This window comes from Geobacter grbiciae (assembly GCF_018531165.1).
In the GTDB taxonomy this organism is placed as follows: Bacteria; Desulfobacterota; Desulfuromonadia; order Geobacterales; family Geobacteraceae; genus Geobacter; species Geobacter metallireducens.
On sequence record NZ_JAHDIW010000001.1, the window covers coordinates 408,940 to 429,098 of the forward strand.

The window sequence follows — 20,159 nt, forward strand, 5'->3', positions numbered from 1 at the left end:
GTTCAGCCGCCATGTGCGAAGTCGGGATAATCAGTCATGCCTCCATCCACGAAGATCGTGCGGCCCGTGATATAGGAGGCGATGTCGGAGACCAGCACCACCACCATGAGCGCAACTTCCTGGGGTTCGCCGATTCGTTTCAGAGGGATTTTCTCAAGCAGGTCTTGCAGACTTTGCTGATCGTTCCAGACGGAGCGGTTGATCGGGGTTCTGATCGCGCCTGGGGCAACCGACAGCACGCGTACCCCGTGCGGCGCTGCCTCCTGAGCCAGGGTCTTGGTCAGCATCCCCACTGCCGCCTTGCTGGCGGCATAGGCGCTGTAGCCTGACCAGGCAATCTCCTCATGCACCGAGCTGATGTTGAGGATAACGCCACTTTGCTGCGGCACCATCCTCTGCAAGGCTTCGCGGGCACAATTGAAGGTTCCCAGCAGGTTCACGTCAATCACGTTTCGCCATGCAGCAATATTGGCCTCCCAACCGAGTGCACGGCCGCCGTCAATGCCGGCATTGTTGATCAGGATATCAATCCCGTCCCAGGCTGCATCAATGCTTTCGAACAGGTAGGCCACGTCATCGGGCTTGGATACATCAGCCTTTATCGCCATTGCAGTTCCCTGTTGATCCTGAATCCTCTTCACAAGTGACTGTGCCGCTTCAGGATGGCTAAGAAAATTGATTGCCACGTGTGCGCCCGCTTCGGCGAGGGCCAGTGCTATCGCCTCACCGATGCCCGAATTGCCCCCGGTGACGAGCGCCCGTTTGCCATCGAGTCTGATGTTCATGGTTGCCCCTTTCCGTCCCCTTTTCAAATTTCAACTTGCTGCCCCAGTTCCACCACCCGGTCGGCCGGGAGGTTGTAAAACGCCGTGGCCTGGAGGGCGTTGCGTGCCATGAAGGCGAAGAGCTTCTCCCGCCAACGGGGCATCCCACTGACCTTTTCGGTGGAGATCAGGGTTTCGCGGCCCAGATAAAACGTAGTCGTCGCGGGATCGGTGACGAGCCCCAGCGGTGCGCACTCCCGCAGGATGACCGGCACGTTGGGGCTCTGCATGAACCCGTAGCGCACGATAAGCCGGTAAAATCCCTGTCCCATCCGTTTCAAGTCGATCCGCTCGGAAGCGGATACCCGGGGGACAACTTCGGTCAGGATGGTGAGGATCACCACCTGCTCGTGGAGGACCTTGTTGTGCTCCAGGTGGTGAATGAGCGTGGGGGGGGGCGGGGAAGAGCCTTCCCGACATGAAGACGGCGGTGCCAGGAACTCGTGGCGGAGGGGTTGCGGTGAGTTCTTTGAGGAACGAGGGGAGAGGCGTCGCTTGTGCCAGCAGATGTGATGTGACGAGTTCCCGCCCCCGGCGCCAGGTGACCATGATGGTAAAAACCGCCAGCCCTGCTGTCAGCGGAATCCATCCCCCGGCACCCACCTTGAGGATGTTCGCGCCGAAGAATGCCAGGTCGACCGCCAGAAAAATTGCCGTGAGCCCCGTGACGGCAACGGGGGGCCAGTGCCAGCGCTCCAGCATGACAAAACGGACGAGGAGGGCGGTAATGACCATGGTGGTGGCAACCGCCACGCCGTATGCCGCCGCCAGGCCGCTCGAACTGCCGAAGCCGGCGACAAGCGCGATGGTGGCGAGCATCAGTGCCCAGTTGACGGCCGGGATGTAGATTTGTCCTATCTCCTCGGACGAAGTCTGGATGATCCTCATCCGTGGGCTCAGTCGCAGCTGGACGGCCTGCCGGGTGAGGGAAAAGACGCCGGAAATGACCGCCTGGGAGGCTATGATGGTGGCCATGGTGGCGAGGAGGACCAGGGGATAGAGGGCCCAGGTTGGGGCCAGATGGTAGAAGGGTTCCGTTGCCTCGGCCGGATCGTTCAGCAGCAGTGCCCCCTGCCCGAAGTAGTTGAGCAGCAGCGCCGGCAGAACGCAACCGAACCAAGCCAGCCGGATGGGGAGCCGGCCTAAGTGTCCCATGTCCGCGTACAGGGCCTCTCCTCCGGTCACCACCAGGAACACCGCACCGAGAACCTGGAAGGCGCTCCAGCCGTCCCGGACGAAAAAACGGACGGCGTGCAGCGGGTTCACGGCGCCGAGGACCTCCGGGGCCATGGCGATACCCCTGATTCCGAGCAGGGCGAGCACCGTGAACCAGAGAACCATGACCGGGCCGAAGAGCGCGCCCACGCGGGCCGTACCCCGGTGCTGGATCAGAAAGAGCAGGACCAGGATCGCGATGGTGAAGGGAACGATGTAGGGCTGGAACAAGGGGGTCGCGATCTTGAGCCCCTCGATGGCGCTCAGGACCGATATGGCCGGGGTCAGCGTGCCGTCCCCGTAGAGCAGGGCCGCGCCGAAGAGGCCGAGAAACACCAGGACCTTTCGCGGCGGCCGGTTTTCATCGCCCCAGGGGTTGAGGAGCGCCGTCAGGGCCAGGATGCCGCCTTCGCCCCGGTTGTCGGCCCGTAGCACAAACACCAGGTACTTGAGGGAGACGACGAGGAGCAGGGCCCAGACGATCAGGGAAAGAACGCCAAGGACGTTGTCGGGGGTCGCGGGGTGGGGGTGCCTGCCGTGAAAGCACTCGCGCATGGCGTAGAGGGGGCTCGTTCCGATGTCGCCGTAGACGACCCCCAGGGCTGCCAGGCTCAGTCCCAGAGACTGACGAACAGTGCCGGTATGTACCCCGTTGTTCTTTTCCACGATCACTCGACTGTTCCGGTAGAAGCCACACCCTTGGGGAGTAAGTTCCCGGCCAGCTGAAACTTTGGTCGAAACGCCGCGAACGGGTCGAGATACTCCTCCATGAGGCGGGTGAGGAGGGATTCCACGGCTTCGGGGCTGATGTATGCTTTAAACTCCTCAACGCTCACGAGCCGGTGGTCATGTTCCATGGTTTACACCTCCGATGGCTTCTCGCCCTGTTTCCCGGTCTGGAGCCGCTGGAGCGAGCGGTTGCAGGTCTCCAGTTGACGCCGATACTCCGCCATTTGCCGGCTGCGGGTGAAGCGTGCCGGGAGCGAAGCCAGGTACATGGTGAGGGCGCCGACCGTGAAGCTCATGAGGAGGACGAGGATGAGGGCCCCTTCGAAATACCAGGTGAAAAAGTGGATCTGGACCGATTGGGCGTTCTGCAACGAGAACGTGACCATCAGCGCGGCCAGCGCGATGGCGAGAACAAGAGCGAATTTCATGGGGCCTCCCTTCAGAATGACCTGAATACAAAGAATACCAGTCAACACCTGTCATGCAAAACTGAGGGGTGAATCAGCGAGTCGGCGGAACGGGGCATTGCGCTGAAGCGTCCGAACCGCGCTCTGTGCGGCGTGACGGTTGAGGGGAGTGGTATATCCTGATACTGTTGATGGAAACTGAATCGTGCCGTCTTGCGAGCGAGACAGCGGGAGGAATGCCGTGTCGTACCCATACATCCGTTACCGGATAAAGCGCCTGCGCGAATACATCGCCGAGCGCACTTCCGACATTGATCACCGGGCTACCATTAAAAATGTTGTGACAGGAGCCGAGATTTCGGGTAGCTACCTGTCGCTGCTTCTTCTGGCAAGCCTCATTGCCCTGCTCGGGCTCCTTACCAACAGCGTTGCGGTGGTCATCGGGGCCATGCTCATTTCCCCTCTCATGGGACCGATCCTTTCATTTGGCCTGGCCTTCACCATCGGGGATCTGGCCCTGGCCCGCCGGGGGTTGCGGGTTATAGCCGTGAGCGTGGGGCTTACCATCGCGCTGACTGCCTTCGTGACACTTCTGTCTCCGCTCAAGGAGCCGACGGCCGAGATCCTGAGCCGGGTCCGCCCTAACATCTATGACCTTTTCGTGGCGGTCCTGGCCGGCACGGCCGGGGCAATCGCCCTTTGCACCAAGAAGAACTACATGATCACTGCAAGCGGGGTGGCCGTGGCCACGGCGGTCATCCCTCCGCTGTCGGTTGTCGGCTTCGGCTTGGGGAGCGGCCGGATTATGCTGGGGCTTGGCGGCTTTCTCCTCTTCTTCACCAACTTCGTGGCCATCGTCCTTGCGTCGGACCTGGTCTTTTTCCTCTTCAATTTCCATAGCTCCATGGTCTCGGAGGAGCGGTACCCGGCCCGCAAGCGGCTCCTGATCCTCGGAACGGTGCTTGTGCTGTTGTCCATCCCGCTCGTCCACACCCTGGTGACCGACCTGCGCAAGGTGAAGCTCGCGAAGCGGGTGGAACGGGTGCTTAAGCTGCACCTTGAAAAGGAGGCCCATTCCAGGGTGACTGGATTTTCGGTGGAGGAGAAGAACGGCCGGATCGGCGTGAACGTGACGGTCAACACGGTGAGGCCCTATGAGAAGGGAGCCGAGGAGGAGATCGAGAGGGAGATCGGATCACTTTTGGGGCGGAGCGCCGATCTGAACCTGGAGCAGGTAGTGGTGACGGCCGGCTCCATCGAGCAGAAGGCCGAGCTGCCGGCGGCCGCCACGGTGGGCCAGTCGGCTGCTGTCCGTGAGGAGAGCGCCGCATCGGTTCAGGCATCCACCTCACGGCTTCTCAGGGATGCGCGGACTGAATTGGAGGCGTTTACGGCCCCCTTTGTCGTGGACGACATCCGGCTCGAATTCGGAGAAAAGCCGGGACCGGCCCAGGTATCCATTGCCATCCGCCGTGACTACCCCCTAACCGATGACGAGCGGATTTTGCTTGCCCGGCTCCTGGAGCGCCGGTTGCAGGTGCCGGTCTCTCTCCGGGTGGAGTTGGTCCCGTTCCTGTCTCCGGTCACCTTCGATGAAAAGGGGGACCCGTCCCGGGAAAGCATCGTGGCCCTGGCGATGGTCAAGAAGCTTCCTGGCGGCTCCGGGGCGTTGGAGTCGGAGGGGCCGGACGGCAGGCGCCGTGCCGATCGCCTGAAGCGCTACCTGGTTGAGGATCTCGGTGTGCCGGCCGCCAATGTGACGGTGCCGGCCAAGCCAAAGAGCGGGGCGGATACGGCCGCATCGGTCATAGTGGTGCGGCGGTAGGCGCCCGACGGTTCACTTCAGGCGGTTTGAACCGGCCCGTTTCCTTGCAACCGCCGGCTCCACGGTTAGAATGGAGCAGACACAATCTCCACTGACGACGGATTAGCGCCGCGACTGTCCGCGCTCAGTCGGGGAGAATCCCCTTCGCGAGGTGTGGCTATTCGGGACGATTGCGGAACGGCACACCCTTTCGTTTGAGCCGCAGGGTCTGCCAGTAGATGGTGGCGAGGACCCGCAGAGTCATGGAGAGCCACCGAAGGAGCGCCAGTGCCAGGTTCCCGCTGGTCAGGGGATACCGCTCCAGGTCGAGCCGGGCCAAGAGGATGATCTCCCCCTGCCGCTCGCTTGCCATGGCCACAGTCAGGGATTCGCCGGGGGGGTGAAACGCCAGGCCTTCAACCGGGCCGCGTCCCACCGGGTGCAGATGTCGACGCCGCTCGTCCCCCTCAGAGCTCCCTTACGAAGTGGCGACAGACCGTCAGGGCGCTGGCGAGTCCGCCTTCGTGGAAGCCGCATCCCCAGAGTCTCATGGTTCGTTACCCGTGCGGACTGAGCCGGCTTCCGGCACGACGTTTCCGGGATCGAACCCCAGCTGCCGGACCCGCTCCATGATGGCGGCATACACGGTGTCATCCATCACCGGTGTGCGGCTGAGAACCCACAGGTACTTCCGGTTCGGGGTGCCCACCACGGCGTACTCGTACTCCTTTCCCATGTCGATGATCCAGTAGTCCCCCCGGAAGGGCCAGAAAAAGGAGACCTTGAGCCGAGCGTTGGTGGTTTTGTCAACCACCCAGGCCCGCCCCTTCGCCTGGCGGATTTCTCCCTCCTCCGCATCCCGGCAGCTGTTCACCACGTCGATCTCGCCGTCCTGCCGCAGGGTGTAGCTTGCGGTGCTCCCCAGGCACCCTTTCTGGAAGCTGTTGGGGTAGCGGGCAATCTCGTGCCAGGTCCCCACGTAGCGGTTCAGATCAACGTATTCAACCGTCAGGAGCGGGGGGGAGGCCGATGCTTCCATGGCTGCCCGGCAGGCGAATCCGGCCGTGAGGGCCGTGGCGACGGTGAGTATGATCAGGATCTTCATGGAGTCCTCCCTTACCCGTGACGATGCCTTCTGACCCATTTGCCCAGCGATATGACCGGCAGCACAACGGCTCCCACCAGTATCGCATAGAGCCAGGCGCTGCTGTCGAGGGGGGACGAGCCAAAAATCGCCTGGAGCGGCGGCAGGTAAATGAAACACGCCTGCAACAGCAGCAGAATGCCGATGCCGATGAAGATGGCCGGATTGCTGAAGACCCCCTGGGTAAGGAGTGAGTCCCGGAGCGATCGGCAGTTGAGCAGGTAGAAGATCTGGGTGAAGGTGATGCTGGTCACGCACATGGTCTGGGCTTCGGCCAGGGCAAGGGCATGCTGGGCCGCGGTGATCGGTTCGGGACCCGCGATTCGGAAATACTCCCAGAGGAACAGGGCGCAGGCCCCCGCGGCCATGATGAACGCCACGACCATGAGCCGCGCCACGATGAAGCCGGAAAAGGCCGGTTCGTCGGGGAAGCGGGGCTTGCGCCGCATGGCGTTGGGCTCCAGAACCTCGAAGGCAAGGGGGATCGACAGGGTAACGCTCGCTACCAGGTTGATCCAGAGGGTCTGGCTGGGGGACATGGCCATGAGGAGCTCGTTGACCCCCTCGACCCGCACCGTGGGGAAGAAGAACATCGACAGGGACAAGGTGCAGGCGAGCCCCAGGTTGGTGGGGAGCACGAAGGCCAGTGACCTGATCAGGTTGTCGTACACCCGGCGGCCTTCCTCCACCGCCGCGGCGATGGAGGCGAAATTGTCGTCCATGAGCACCACCTTGGCCGCCTCCTTGGAGACCGCCGTCCCCGTGATTCCCATGGCCACGCCGATGTCGGCCCGCTTGAGGGCCGGCGCGTCGTTGACCCCGTCGCCGGTCATGGCCACCACGTACCCCCGGGACTGGAGGGCCTCCACCAGCCGGATCTTGTGCTCCGGCGCCACCCGGGCGAAGACATTGGTGGCAAGTGCGGCCTCCTGGAGCTCCCCGTCGGAGAGCCCATCCAGCCGGCGACCCTCCATGGCGGCCTGCCTCTCCTGCAAGAGCCCCAGTTGGCGGCCGATGGCTTCGGCCGTCACGGGATGGTCGCCGGTGATCATTTTTACGGTGATGCCGGCGTCGTGGCAGACCCGAATTGCGTCCATGGCCTCGGTGCGGGGGGGATCGATCATGCAGAGGAGTCCCGCAAAGGTGAGCCCCCCTGCCACGTCCTCCAGGGAGATCTGCTCGGCCCGGCCGGCGTCTTTGCGTGCGCAGGCGATCACCCGCATTCCCTGGCGGGCGTAGGTCTCCATGGCCTCATGAATTTGGCGCCGCTCCGGTTCGTCGAGGGTGCACCGTTCGATAACGGTCTCCGGCGCCCCCTTCAGCAGGATGTGGTGACGGCTCTCCATCCTGTTCAGGGTGGCCATGAACTTGGTATCCGACTCGAAGGGGATGACATCCAGGCGTCCATGACGGGTGCGGAGTTCGTGGGCCTCCATCCCCGCTTTGCGGCCGGCAACCACCAGGGCCGCCTCTGTCGGGTCGCCGGCTATGGTCCAGCCGTCCCCTTCCTGGTGGAGTGCGGCATCGTTGCAGAGGATTGAGATAGTCAGGAGATCCAGCAGTGTGGACGGAATTTCCGTCAGTCGGATGCCGTCATGTTCCAGGTCGCCCACCGGCACATAACCGATGCCGGAAAACCGGTACTCATGGCCGTCAAGCCATGCTACCTGCACCGTCATTTCGTTGCGGGTCAGGGTGCCGGTTTTGTCCGAGCAGATGACCGAGGTGGAGCCCAGAGTCTCCACTGCCGGGAGGTGGCGGACCACGGCGTGGCGGTCGGCCATGCGCCGGACGCCGATGGCCATGCAGATGGTGATTACCGCGGGCAGTCCCTCGGGGATGGCGGCCACGGCCAGGGAAACGGCCACCATGAGGGCTTCGCCCACCGGCGCATCCTTGATCCAGATGCCGAAGGCGATCAGCACCGCCACAACGACCACCACGGCAATGGTGATGCCGCTGCTGACCTTCGCCAATTGCCGGGTGAGAGGGGTCTCCAGTTGCCTGGTCTGGTTGAGGAGTGCGTTAATCCGCCCAAGCTCCGTAACATTCCCCGTGGCCACCACCACTCCCGTGGCTGTCCCCTGCACCACCAGGGTGCCGCTGTAGGCCATGGAGACCCGGTCCCCCAGGGGGGCGTCGGGGGCTACCGGTCCGGTCTGCTTTGCCACCGGCAGGGACTCGCCGGTGAGGGCCGCTTCCTCCACCAGGAGGTTTTTTACCCTGATGAGGCGCAGGTCGGCCGGGACCTTGTCGCCGCTTTGGAGGGTCACCAGATCGCCGGGAACCAGCAGGTCGGCGTGGACCGCCAAGGAGCGCCCCTTCCGCAGGACCGTCGCCGCCTCCGGAATCATGGCCGACAGGGCCTCTATGGCCTTGCCGGCCCGGTATTCCTGGATGAAGCCGATGATGGCGTTGATTCCCACGGCGCCGAAGACCACCGCGGCGTCAGTGGGTTTTTGGAGGGCGAGGGCCAGGGCCCCGGCGGCAATGAGGAGCCAGCCGATGGGGTTGTTGATTTGGCGGCATAACAGGAGCAGAGGGCCATCGCTCCCTTTCCGGACAAGGGTGTTGGGGCCGTGGCGCCGCAGACGCTCCGCCGCTTCGGCGGCAGCCAGGCCGTCCGGACCGGTTTCCAGCCTGACCATGACCTCCTGCTCCGATGAGGCATGCCAGGGGAGCGCGACAGGGTCGCTGCCGGTATTCCTCGATCTGTCGTTCAAGCTGGCATGAAGCTGCAAACAGGTACCCCCGATTCTTATGAATTATATCAACTGCCTCACCTCCACCACCCTGAACCAGGCGGCATGGGTGACCGCGTTGCCGGTGCCCGCGCCAACCAGGGTGTCGGCGTTTTGATGTGGGCAAGCATTTCACCCTCCTCGGTCCGGATCAGCTCCGCACCCCGCGGAAACCCGGCGTCCCCTCTGGGGCCACGGCAGCAGGGTGAAACAGAGGAGGCAGAGGGTCCATACCCGTGCGTTCATGGTCGTCTCCTATGATCACTCTGGATTCTAACAGCTGCTCGCGCATACGCAACGGAGTAGGGCGGAAAGTTGCCGCAGTCGTGCGGAGCGCTGAACCGGCGCCGGATGGAGGAGATCCGCCGCTCATTAACCCAGACGGAGCCTGAATCTTGAGTACTCTGGTCGCACTCATGGAACGGGAAGAGGTCTGCTAACCCCTCAATTTTCCGCCTGAACGTGCCTGTGATTTTGAGCAGAGCCCCGTGATATGGTATGATATGGAAAATCAAGATGTTAGATCAAAGCCCCGTCTAGTGTCCGGCGATCATGAAAGCGCCCAGGCTGATGCCCGGGGGAGATTGCCCGGTTCCGTTCTGTATCTTCGGTCCCCTCACTGCCGCCATCCGCTTCAGCAGATGCTGGGACAGCACCTTCTCAGGAGTTCGCCATGGTTTCCTTTCGGTCCCTGCGCCTGTCGCTGCGCTTTGTCATTCCCCTTGTGGTCGCCCTGGCCATCCTGGCCTACGCGGTGGTGCCGCTGGTGGATAAGCTCACCCTCCGCTGGTTCGTCCGTGACATCGATATCCGCTCCCAGCTGATCGCAAGCACCCTGCACGAGCCCCTGGTCCAGCTCCTGGAGCAGGGAAACCGGGCAAAGATCAACTCGCTCCTGCTCCGGGCCATCCAGGATGAACGGCTGCTGGCCCTGGGTTACTGTGACGCCGGCGGAACCCTGCGCTATCGCACGCCCACCTTCCCCGAATCCCTCAGCTGCTCCTCGGTCACCGCCATGGAGAAGGGGGAGAGCTCGCTTCTGTATCTCCCCCAGGGGGCGGTTCATGTCTCCATCCATGCCATGGGGGGGGAGGGGGCGGCGAGCGGTTCCCTGATCATGGTCCACGACATGAGTTTTGTGGAACGCCGCAGCGCCGATACCCGCAAGTATGTCATCATCCTCTTTGGGGTCCTCGGTATCGTGGTTTCCTTGATTACCGTGTTTGTCGCCCATCTGAGCTGGCGCGGCTGGATGGAGGGGGTGAGGGCGATGCTGCGGGGAGAGGGAATCCTCCGGCCCTTCAGCCAGCAGGCCCCCCCTTCCGAACTCCAGCCCTTGGTGGGGGATCTGCGGGCGCTGCTGCGGACCCTGGATGCGGAGCGCCGTTTTGCCGACGACGCCACCATAACCTGGTGCCCCGAATCCCTGCGAACGCTGCTCCACAAGCAGCTGGTGGGAGAACGGATTCTGGTCGTTTCCAACCGTGAGCCCTATATCCATATCAAAAAAGGCGATACCATCGAGGTCAACCGTCCCGCCAGCGGTCTGGTCACCGCCGTGGAGCCGGTCATGCGGGCCTGTTCCGGCACCTGGATTGCCCATGGCAGCGGCTCCGCCGACCGCGAGACGGTGGACACCCATGACCGGGTCCGAGTGCCGCCCCACAAGCCGGAATACAACCTGCGGCGGATCTGGCTCACCAAGGAGGAGGAAGAGGGGTACTACTACGGCTTTGCCAACGAAGGGCTCTGGCCCCTCTGCCACATCGCCCACGTGCGGCCCGTGTTCCGGAACAGCGACTGGGAGCAGTACGTGAAGATCAACCAGCGGTTCGCCGACGCCGTAGTCACGGAGGCGGACAGCGACGACCCGGTGGTGCTGGTGCAGGACTACCACTTTGCCCTCCTGCCGGGAATGATCCGCAAGGCCCTTCCCAAGGCCACCATCATCACCTTCTGGCATATCCCCTGGCCAAACCCCGAGTCCTTCGGCATCTGCCCCTGGCGGGAGGAGCTTCTGAAGGGGATGCTGGGGAGCACCATCCTCGGCTTCCACACTCCGTACCACTGCAAGAACTTCCTGGAGACGGTGGACCGCTACCTGGAGACCCGGATCGAGCACGAATCGTCCACCATCTCCCGCCGCGGCCAGCTGACCATGGTGGAGAGCTATCCCATCTCCATCCAGTGGCCGCCGGCCTGGCAGGGGACCCTCCCGCCGGTTGCCCGGATCAGGGAAGAGATACTCCGTGCCCACGGGCTTCCCGAGAACCATCTGCTGGGGGTAGGGGTGGACCGGATGGACTACACCAAGGGGATTCCGGAGCGGTTCGCCGCGGTGGAACGGATGCTGGAGCTCCACCCGGAACTGGTGGGGCGCTTCAGCTTCATCCAGATCGCCGCGCCGACCCGCTCGGCCCTGGAGGAGTACCAGAGCTTTGAGGCGCGGGTCCATGCCATAACGGACCGGATCAACGGGCGCTTTACCCGCGACGGACGCCCGGCCATCATCCTCAAGGCCGAGCACCACGAGCCCGAGGAGGTGAACCGCTACTATCGGGCGGCCAACGTCTGTATGGTCACCAGCCTCCACGACGGCATGAACCTGGTGGCCAAGGAGTACGTGGCGGCCCGGGACGACGAGCGGGGTGCCTTGGTGTTGAGCCAGTTCACCGGCGCGGCCCACGAGCTGCACGAGGCCCTGATTGTCAACCCCTACCATGTGGAGCAGACCGCCGAGGCCCTCCACCGGGCCCTGACCATGCCCGATTACGAGCAGCGGGAGCGGATGCGGAGCATGCGCGCCCTGGTGCGGGACTTCAACGTCTACCGCTGGGCGGGGAGGATGCTTCTGGATGCCGCTCGGGTCCGCCAGCGGGAAAAGCTGGCCGCCCGGATTGGGCAAACGTCGTGACCGGGGAGGGGACGATGACCTACCTGTTCAGCAATTCAGGGAGAAGGGAGCTCCGGGCTTTCATCGAGAGCACGACGCTCTTCGCCTTCGACCTGGACGGGACCCTGGCGCCGATCGTCGCCGATCCCGCCGGGATCGTGATCCCTTCGGAAATCCGGACGCGGTTGATTCATCTGGACCGGATGGCGCCCGTCGCGATCATCACCGGCCGTTCCCGTGCCGATGCCCTGGCGCACCTGGGGTTCGTTCCCCGCTTCCTGATGGGTAACCACGGTGCTGAGGGGCTTCCCGGTGGCGATGAGTCGGAGCGGGAATTCGTTTGTTTCTGCCGCGGCTGGAGAGAGCAGTTGGGAATTCTCCTGCTTGCCGACGGCAGCGCCGGTGTCGTCATTGAGGACAAGGGTGCAACGTTGTCGCTTCACTACCGGGGCTCTCCGGACCCGGAGCGGGCGCACCGGGAGATCCTGGAGGCGGTCAGTCGGCTGGAACCCAGTCCCCGGCGGGTCTCCGGCAAGTTTGTGGAGAATCTGGTGCCGCGGGATGCCCTCCACAAAGGGGAAGCGCTCCTTCGCATCATGGAGTATCTGGGGTGTCGCCGCGCCATCTTCGTGGGCGATGACGTGACGGACGAGGATGTGTTCCGTCTCCGGGATGACAGAATCTTCGGCATACGGGTGGGGATGAGGGCCGCAAGCGCCGCCCGCTTCTTCATCCGTGAACAGGGCGAGATCGGAGCCCTGCTCGATGAAATCATGGCGGTTCTGGAAACGTCCGCCGGGGGGAATCTCTCCTCAACCGGCCCATGACCTTCAACCGGACCCGCTCAACATCCTCTTCTGGGTGTTGGCCACGATCTTAATCCCCCGGTTCTGGCCGTTTTAGCAAGGAGGCTCAATGGAAACGCTCCGAGACACTATGGCTCAGATCAGGCAATTCCTCGATGTTCCCCTCGTGAAGCTGGGTCCGGTGACCGGGCCATTATCCAGCTGGTGGTGCTGGTGGCGCTCCTCTTCTACCTGTCGGGGAAGCTCCGGACCTGGATCTTGGAGCAGTTCCTCACCCGCACCCGGATGGGGGTGGGTGCCCGCCGGGCCACCGGCTCCATCATCCGCTACACCGTCATCGCCATCGGGTTTGTCGTTATCCTCCAGACCGCCGGCATTGATCTTACCACACTCAACGTTCTGGCCGGCGCCGTCGGCATCGGCCTCGGCTTCGGCCTCCAGAACATCGTCAGCAACTTCGTCAGCGGCATCATCATCCTCTTCGAGCGCCCCATCAAGGTCGGTGATCGGATCGTGGTGGGAAACGTGGAGAGTGACGTGGTTAATATCGGCGACAGCGGCCTCAACTTCGAGCTGCGGGTCTGGAGCACCACCCTCATCCACCGACGTGGGCTTTTGAAGAGCAACCTCAACTACGCCATCTACACGTCGTTTAACGAGCACGGGATCGGGATCCCGTTCCCCCGGCGCGATATCCGTATTCTGCGGGACAGAGCCGGTGCGGAGCCGACCGGCGGTAATTCCGAATCGTGAGGGTTTTTGACGGGGCGCCAATGACTGTGCCCCATGACGTGGTAAACTGATTGTATCGATGCTGGTTATGCCCTTGAGAGGATATCTCTGCATATCATCCCCGAAAGGAGACGGATCATGAGCACCAGAGACGAGTTCGTCAAGAAGTTGCACGTGAAGCTGGAGGAGTGGAACGCCGATATCGACAAGCTTTCGGCAAAGGCGAGCGAAGTGAAGGTGGAACTCAGGCAGGATTACGCCGAGCAGCTTGAGGCGCTGAAGGCGAAGCAAGCGGTGGCCCGTCAGAAGTTAGAGGAACTGCAGAAGTCCGGGGGGAGTGCCTGGGAAGACCTGAAGGCGGGCATCGAACTGGCCTGGGCCGCGGTTGGCGAGGCCCTCGATTCGGTCAAGTCCCGGTTCAAGTGAGCCCGGGCGTCGGGGGACTCACCTCCGAAGCCCCAACATCAGGGTAGTTGCGACAAGAGGAACACGGCGGGGCGATCGTGGCATCACGACGCCCCGTTGACGCATGGGCGGGTCGGACCCCTTTCGGCAGGAGACCTCGGAATGTACCCGGAACTAGATAAGATAGAAACAAGCTACAAGCTAACTGGGGACAAACACATCCTACAAGTCTAAGCCGACTGTTATCATTATATTTCTACCGCAATGGAGCTTTTCGCTTCGAATTTCCTTGCAAAGGCACAAACACAAAAAAGCCCAAGGATGCTGTATCCATGGGCTTTCGTCATTATCTCTAAGCTCACTCGCTCTACCGACTGAGCTACTGGGGAATGAGTTGTTTCCGCAGGTTGTTAACCCTGCGGTGCTTTTTGCTGGGTTTTGACTACAAGCACATGTTGTAAATGCCTGAATTTACGTCCCGATAACCTTGTAGCATAAAGCGAAGATTCTTGTATCACACCGGATTTGGGATGTCAATAACAAGATTCCCATGCCGCAATTATCTGCTCAGTCCTTCAATAGAATTTTTTACCACACCATATTGGGGTGTCACAGTATTCCTAGTTGATGGCGCAGGGCTGACCGCCTGAAGGACGTACCATAACAATCATCCCTGCCCGCGCTTGATAAATGTCCCCTTTTCGTATTCCTCGAAGGCAATCCGGAGTTCCTCCTGGATATTCATGACGATGGGACCGTACCAGGCGATTGGTTCGCCGATGGGCCGGCCCGAGACCAGAAGAAAACGGACCGGCTTCTCCTGGGCGGTAATCTCCACCTCGTCGCCATCCCCGTAGAGAATGAGGTTTTCCGGGCCGCAGGCGCAGTCCCGCTTCATGTCGAAGTAGTTGACTCCCACCACTTCATGGGCATAGGCGTTGCGCTCCGGGTCGAAGTATCCCTCTTCATCGGCCACGTAGGCGAAAATCTCGTGCCCGCGCCTGATGGGGAGGGTAAAGGTCGTTTCCGGCGGCACCGTGACGTCCAGGTACGAGGGATCGATGACCACGTCCCCGACCGATCCCCGGACGCCGTTGATCTCGCCACAGATGACCTTTGCCCGGACATCCCCCTTGAGCATGAGGTCGGGAAAGTGATGCCGAGAGCTATGGCGGAAGGGGGCTCACGCCCGGAACGTCCGTTCCACGATCGCCCGGTTGTAGGCGGCAATGACTTCCCGTCGCGACAGAATCCCGATAACCTTTCCATTGCCGGAATCGACAACCGGCAGTTCTTCGATGGGGGTGAGGTCCATCTTCCTGAGCGCAGCAGCGAGGCTTTCGTCGCCCATCACGGTGATGACGTCGGCGGTTGCCATTTCCCCGAGGGGAACCGTATCCAGGATGTCCGGTTCGAAGGCGACGCCCAGGAAGTCATGGATCGTGACGACGCCTGTCAGGCCGCCGCCGGCGTCTACCAGGGGAAATGAGTGCTGGCGAGGGGTATGGGCGCGTTCCAGAAACTCACGGATGGTCATCGATTCGGGGAGAACCTCCGCGTCGTGCATCATGACTCCCCTCACCTGGATCTTCTCCAATACCGTCTCCTCGCGCCCCGCTCTCAGGTCGATCCCCCGGGCTGCCAGGTCGGCAGTGTCGATGCCGTCCTTGCGGAAGTGGCGGGCCACGGCGGTGCCGATAGAGCAGGCGAGCATGATCGGAATGATAACCTTGTAGGAGCCGGTCATCTCAAACAGGAGGAAGATGCCGGTCATGGGCGCATGGGTGACCGAGGCGAGGAACGCCCCCATTCCCACCAGGGCATAGGCCCCCGGCGTTGCGGTATGGAGCGGAAAGAGGAGGTTTGCCAGGAAACCGAAACTCATGCCGGTCACTGACCCTATGAAAAGCGACGGGGCGAAGGTTCCCCCCGGCAGCCCCGAGCCGATCGTGACACAGGTGGCGGCCATCTTCCCGACGATGAGGAGCGTGACAAGGAGCCATCCCACGTCGTTGCCGACGGCCTTTTCAATGAATCCGTAACCGTTTCCCTGGACCTGGGGAAGGAGGACCCCGACACAGCCGGCGAGAAATCCCCCGAGTAGCGGCTTCCAGAGGGGATTCACCCGGAGTTGCTCGAAAAACGCCCTGGTTTTTCCATAGCCGGTTATGAAGAGGGCCGCGAGACAGCCGCACACGATTCCAAGGAGGGCATACAAGGCCAGTTCCAGGGGGTGGACGAGCTGGTAGGCCGGTACGTCAAAGGCGGGGATGTCGCCGTACATGGCCCGGGAGACGACCGTGGCCATGCCGGATGAGATGACGATGCTCGTGAAAGAGGAAAGCTCGAAGCTGGAGAGAAGGACGATCTCGTGGGCAAAAAAGACGCCGGCGAGGGGGGCGTTGAAGGTGGCTGCCACGCCGCCGGAAACTCCGCAGCCGATCAGGATCTTGAGCCGTTCCTCCGGCATGCCGAGCAGATGGCCCACCACGGAGCCGGCCGTGCCGCCGATCTGGGCGATGGGGCCTTCCTGGCCGGCCGAGCCGCCGGAGCCGATGGTGAGGGCCGATGAAATCCCCCTGGTGAACATGAGCCGCAGGGGAAGTCGTCCCCCCCTCAGGTTGACCCTCTCGAGGAAACGGGGGAAGCCGAAGGCCATGTCCTCTCGGTACCAGATGAAGAGGGGGAGCATGATGGTCGCGCCGATGACGGGAAAGGCCAACGCCCAGAGCCGGCTTGCGTCCCAGGTGTCGGGGGAATAGCCGGTCAGTCGGGCACCGTTGTCGATGATGAGCCAGCGGAAAAAATCGATGCACGAACGGAAGGCGTAGTTGCAGAGTCCCGCCAGGAGCCCTATCCCCACGGCCAGGACTGCCATGAGGGTGCTCTCGCTGATCCGCAGACGGGAGAGGAGGGCCAGGACACTCCGCCGTAGCCGAACGAACCGGCGAAGCAGGTGGAGGTCGTGGATCAGGACCAATGGCGTGGGCCAGAGCGGAGCTCGTCGAGGGGGTTGTTGTTTCATGGGCACGCAGATTTTATACTGACGCCACGGGAATTGCGCAACTGATTTTCCCAGCGCTGTTCTAACGCGGCGGCGCGGACTATTCCCCGTATTCCCGCAGCACCGTCTCGATCCCCTTCAGGGGGGACGAGGCCGTTTCGGGGCGGTTGCCCAGGGCGAAACCGAGGTCGCGGAGCGCCCTGTCGAGCAGGAACGAGCGGAGGAGGGTCGCCAGGTCGTTCCGGTCTGCCGGAACGAGGGGACTGTTCCCCATCCGTTCGAGGTACCCCGCGAGGTAGCGGCAGCTCACGTGGTAATAGCAGGCATCCGCCCACGGCTCCAGAAGCTGGACGTCTCCGGAACGGCCGTTCCCATGCCGTGCGAGGGCAGTCAGCGTGGCAGCGTGGAAGGAGCGGATCATTGATGCCACGTCCCTCAGGGGAGAGCGCTTGATGCGGCGCTCGCTGAGGGTCCGGTCCGGCTCCCCCTCGAAGTCGAGGATTACGAAATCCTTGCCGGTGAAGAGCGCTTTCCCCAGGTGAAAATTGCCGTGGATGCGGATCTTCATCGTCCCTATCCGCCGGCCGACGATTTGGGCCAGCCAGGAGAGAATCTCCTTTTCGGCCCCCAGGACCCGGTCAGCCGGTTCACGGTCGTCGATCGGCAGAAGATTGCGGTTCTGGGACAGGAGCTGAAGGGTGCGCCGTGCCTGGTTGCGCATGGACTGGTACACGGAGCGCTGGTAAATGGTTGAATACGCCTCCGGTTTCCAGGCCGGATCGTTTCCCCCCGCGGCAAGGGCCAGGTGGAGTTCGGCGGTTCTACGCCCGAGAAGTCCCGCCATTTCCAGATAGAAGCCGCCAATGAGATTCGCGACCAGTTCCGGAACGGTGCATGCGCTGCCGTCCAGGAGGCTCGAGAACCGCTTCGGTGGCGGAGGGAGCTCGCCCCGGCGGGAGAGAATCCGCTCGAAGTACTGGCCGAGGAGGTGGAGCGCGAGCCGCCAGCCGTTCCCCTGGTTATTCACATATCCCTGCACAAGGCCAATGGTGCATGGTTCGGCGCCGGGATGGCGCAACTCGAGGCTCCCCTGGAAGGGGACAATGTTGGGGTAGCGGGACTTTTCCGTAAGAAACCGGACCAGCTCCACCTCCGAATTTACCCCCGGTTCCACCGTGCGGTACAGTTTGAAAACGTGCCGATCACCATAGAGGATGACGCTGCTCGTCTCTTCTCCCGGGACGAGTTCGGAAATGAAATGTGCCGTTCCCTCCATCCGTTCGATGCTGCCTCCTCCCCTGTGGAGCGGTACAAGGAGGCTCTCCCGTTTGCCGTGAAGCCGGTGCCGGCCAAGGGCCAGGGCGAGGAGCGCGTCGCGGAACTCCCGGTCGTAGACCGCGTCGCAGAGAATCCCCTCCTCGTCCCCCACAGAGAGGGCCGCAATGGCCGCCTGCGGCGATTCGGCATCGACCCGTTTCGCCCCGGCGCCCCGGAGAAACGCAACGGGGATCAGGTAGGTTTCCGGCGCGCCGTTCTGGTAACGGACCTCCAGGAAGAAGAGGGGAAAGACCTGGTCTGATGTCCGCAGCAGCACAGTGTCGCGCAGGGCATAGCCGATGATTGCCCGGGCTTTCCCCCGGAACCAGCCGCTTCGGTTCAGGTAGTCGGTGGTCGCCCGTTCCAGGCGGGTGTCCCCTCCGGTATGCTGGAGGGCCTCCCACCAGGGGAGTCCTCCCGGGAGGCTGATCCGCGGCAGTTCTCCCTCTGGCAGGCGTGGCGACTCTGCACGGCTCAGGATGAACCAGAAATGGTCGTGGGGGCCCAGGGTGAGGGGGTAGGGGATTTCGCGGATGACCGGAAACCGGTTCCGGCTGAAGAGGTCTGCTGGCGATATGCCGGCGAACTCCTTCAGGTCGAGGCTCACGGCCTGGGCGAAGCGGGAGAGGTTTCCCACCACGAGGATCACCTCGTCTTCGTGGCGCCGGAGAAAGGCGAGGACCCGGTGATTGGCCGGATAGAGCAGCTCCAGGGTGCCGCTGCTGAAGGCCCGGTGGCGGCGGCGCACGGCGATGGTGCGGCGCATCCACCATAAGAGCGACGTGGGGTTGCGCTCCTGGATCTCCACGTTTACCGCCTCGTAGTGGTATTCGGGGTCGATGATGACCGGCAGGTAGAGCCGCTGGGGGTTGGCGCCGGAGAAGCCGGCGTTGCGGTCGGGGCTCCACTGCATGGGGGTGCGGACGCCGTTGCGATCCCCCAGGTAGTAGTTGTCCCCCATGCCGATCTCGTCGCCGTAGTAGATGATGGGGGTGCCGGGGAGCGAGAAGAGAAGGGCGTTCATCAGCTCGATCTTCCGCCGGTCCCGCTCCATGAGCGGAGCGAGGCGCCGCCGGATCCCCAGGTTGATCCGGGCCTTCGGGTCGGCGGCGTAGATGCGGTACATGTAGTCCCGCTCTTCGTCGGTGACCATCTCCAGGGTCAGCTCGTCGTGGTTGCGGAGGAAAATGGCCCACTGGCACCCCTCGGGGATGGAGGGGGTCTGGTCGATGATGTCGATCACGGGGAAGCGGTCCTCCATCTCGATGGCCATGTACATACGGGGCATGAGGGGGAAGTGGAAGAGCATGTTGCACTCGTCCCCCTCGCCGAAGTAGGCGATGGCGTCTTCGGGCCACTGGTTGGCCTCGCCGAGGAGCATCCGGTTGGGAAACGAGGCGTCCACGTGGGCTCGGAGCTTCTTCAGGAATACGTGGGTTTCGGGGAGGTTCTCGCAGTTGGTCCCCTCGCGCTCGAAGAGGTAGGGGACCGCGTCGAGGCGCACCCCGTCCACTCCCATCCCGAGCCAGTAGTCGATGACCCGGAGCATCTCTGCCTGGACCTTGGGGTTGTCGTAGTTGAGATCGGGCTGGTGGGAGTAGAACCGGTGCCAGTAGTAGGCCTTGGCCACCGGATCCCAGCTCCAGTTGGAGGTTTCGAAGTCCTGGAAGATGATCCGGGTTCCTTGGTAGCGGTCGGGGTTGTCACTCCAGACGTAGTAGTCGCGGTGGGCCGATCCCGGTTTGGCCCGGCGGGCCCGCTGGAACCAGGGGTGCTGGTCCGAGGTGTGGTTGAGGACCAGCTCAGTGATGACCCGGATGCGGCGGGCGTGTGCCGCCCGGAGGAACTCCCGGAATTCCCGCAGGGTGTTGTAGCTGGGGTTCACGCTGTAATAGTCGGCGATGTCGTACCCGTCATCCCGTAGCGGCGAAGGGTAGAAGGGGAGGATCCAGATGGCGGTGATCCCCAGGGATTGGAGATAGTCGAGCTTCCCCATGAGGCCCCGGAAGTCCCCCATGCCGTCGCCGTCCGAGTCGGCGAAGGCCTTGACGTGGAGCTGGTAGATAATGGCGTCCCGGTACCAGAGGGGATTGCCGCTCCGCAACGGTTCTCTGCGTGCCATGGGGTACCTCCTTGTC

Annotated in this window: 14 protein-coding genes and 1 pseudogene; 5 read left to right on the plus strand and 10 right to left on the minus strand. The window is 62.8% G+C overall.

Translation table 11 applies throughout. From position 1 onward, the window contains the following. Positions 1-2: 2 nt before the first annotated feature. From fabG to KJB29_RS01795, 4 genes and pseudogenes are all read right to left on the minus strand, one after another. Positions 3-785, minus strand: a complete 783-nt coding sequence (fabG, locus tag KJB29_RS01780; RefSeq protein WP_215733101.1) for a 3-oxoacyl-ACP reductase FabG — start codon at positions 783-785, stop codon at positions 3-5. A gap of 23 nt (positions 786-808) precedes the next feature. Then, positions 809-2,705: pseudogene (locus tag KJB29_RS01785) on the minus strand (potassium transporter Kup). Between the two features lie 2 nt (positions 2,706-2,707). Further along, a complete protein-coding gene (locus KJB29_RS01790; RefSeq protein ID WP_215733102.1) occupies positions 2,708-2,896 on the minus strand; it encodes a hypothetical protein in 189 nt (62 codons plus the stop codon). Positions 2,897-2,899: 3 nt separating this feature from the next. Then, a complete protein-coding gene (locus tag KJB29_RS01795; RefSeq protein WP_215733103.1) occupies positions 2,900-3,196 on the minus strand; it encodes a LapA family protein in 297 nt (98 codons plus the stop codon). Positions 3,197-3,416: 220 nt separating this feature from the next. On the opposite strand from KJB29_RS01795, the gene KJB29_RS01800 reads away from it, so the two are divergent. Further along, a complete protein-coding gene (locus KJB29_RS01800) occupies positions 3,417-5,000 on the plus strand; it encodes a TIGR00341 family protein (RefSeq protein ID WP_215733104.1) in 1,584 nt (527 codons plus the stop codon). Positions 5,001-5,157: 157 nt separating this feature from the next. On the opposite strand, the gene KJB29_RS01805 is transcribed toward KJB29_RS01800, so the two are convergent. The 3 genes from KJB29_RS01805 to KJB29_RS01815 all read right to left on the minus strand — a co-directional run bounded on the left by KJB29_RS01805 (position 5,158) and on the right by KJB29_RS01815 (position 8,846). Next, a complete protein-coding gene (locus tag KJB29_RS01805) occupies positions 5,158-5,415 on the minus strand; it encodes a DUF1365 family protein (protein ID WP_343213529.1) in 258 nt (85 codons plus the stop codon). 111 nt (positions 5,416-5,526) lie between these two features. Continuing rightward, the gene (locus tag KJB29_RS01810) at positions 5,527-6,084 is read right to left on the minus strand and encodes a lipocalin family protein (RefSeq protein ID WP_215733105.1); all 558 of its coding nucleotides are present in this window, start codon (positions 6,082-6,084) and stop codon (positions 5,527-5,529) included. An 11-nt stretch (positions 6,085-6,095) separates the two neighbouring features. Beyond that, complete coding sequence (locus KJB29_RS01815; RefSeq protein ID WP_246560110.1) at positions 6,096-8,846, minus strand: HAD-IC family P-type ATPase; 2,751 nt, start codon at positions 8,844-8,846, stop codon at positions 6,096-6,098. 691 nt (positions 8,847-9,537) lie between these two features. Here KJB29_RS01815 and KJB29_RS01820 point away from each other — a divergent pair. The 4 genes from KJB29_RS01820 (at position 9,538) to KJB29_RS01835 (ending at position 13,721) form a co-directional block, all read left to right on the plus strand. Continuing rightward, a complete protein-coding gene (locus tag KJB29_RS01820; protein WP_215733107.1) occupies positions 9,538-11,778 on the plus strand; it encodes an alpha,alpha-trehalose-phosphate synthase (UDP-forming) in 2,241 nt (746 codons plus the stop codon). A 14-nt stretch (positions 11,779-11,792) separates the two neighbouring features. Then, a complete protein-coding gene (gene otsB, locus KJB29_RS01825) occupies positions 11,793-12,584 on the plus strand; it encodes a trehalose-phosphatase (RefSeq protein ID WP_215733108.1) in 792 nt (263 codons plus the stop codon). Positions 12,585-12,776: 192 nt separating this feature from the next. Continuing rightward, on the plus strand, positions 12,777-13,316 hold the full coding sequence (locus KJB29_RS01830) for a mechanosensitive ion channel family protein (protein ID WP_343213530.1): 540 nt from the start codon (positions 12,777-12,779) through the stop codon (positions 13,314-13,316). A 117-nt stretch (positions 13,317-13,433) separates the two neighbouring features. Then, positions 13,434-13,721: a sll1863 family stress response protein gene (locus KJB29_RS01835; protein ID WP_215733109.1), complete on the plus strand. Its 288-nt coding sequence runs from the start codon at positions 13,434-13,436 to the stop codon at positions 13,719-13,721. A gap of 646 nt (positions 13,722-14,367) precedes the next feature. On the opposite strand, the gene KJB29_RS01840 is transcribed toward KJB29_RS01835, so the two are convergent. From KJB29_RS01840 to treS, 3 genes are all read right to left on the minus strand, one after another. Then, positions 14,368-14,841 (minus strand): pirin-like C-terminal cupin domain-containing protein, encoded by a 474-nt coding sequence (locus tag KJB29_RS01840; protein WP_246560112.1) that lies wholly within the window; start codon positions 14,839-14,841, stop codon positions 14,368-14,370. A 42-nt stretch (positions 14,842-14,883) separates the two neighbouring features. After that, on the minus strand, positions 14,884-16,725 hold the full coding sequence (locus KJB29_RS01845) for a chloride channel protein (protein ID WP_215733110.1): 1,842 nt from the start codon (positions 16,723-16,725) through the stop codon (positions 14,884-14,886). A gap of 79 nt (positions 16,726-16,804) precedes the next feature. Next, positions 16,805-20,143, minus strand: coding sequence for a maltose alpha-D-glucosyltransferase (gene treS / locus KJB29_RS01850; RefSeq protein ID WP_215733111.1), 3,339 nt, complete (start codon positions 20,141-20,143; stop codon positions 16,805-16,807). Between the last annotated feature and the right edge of the window lie 16 nt (positions 20,144-20,159).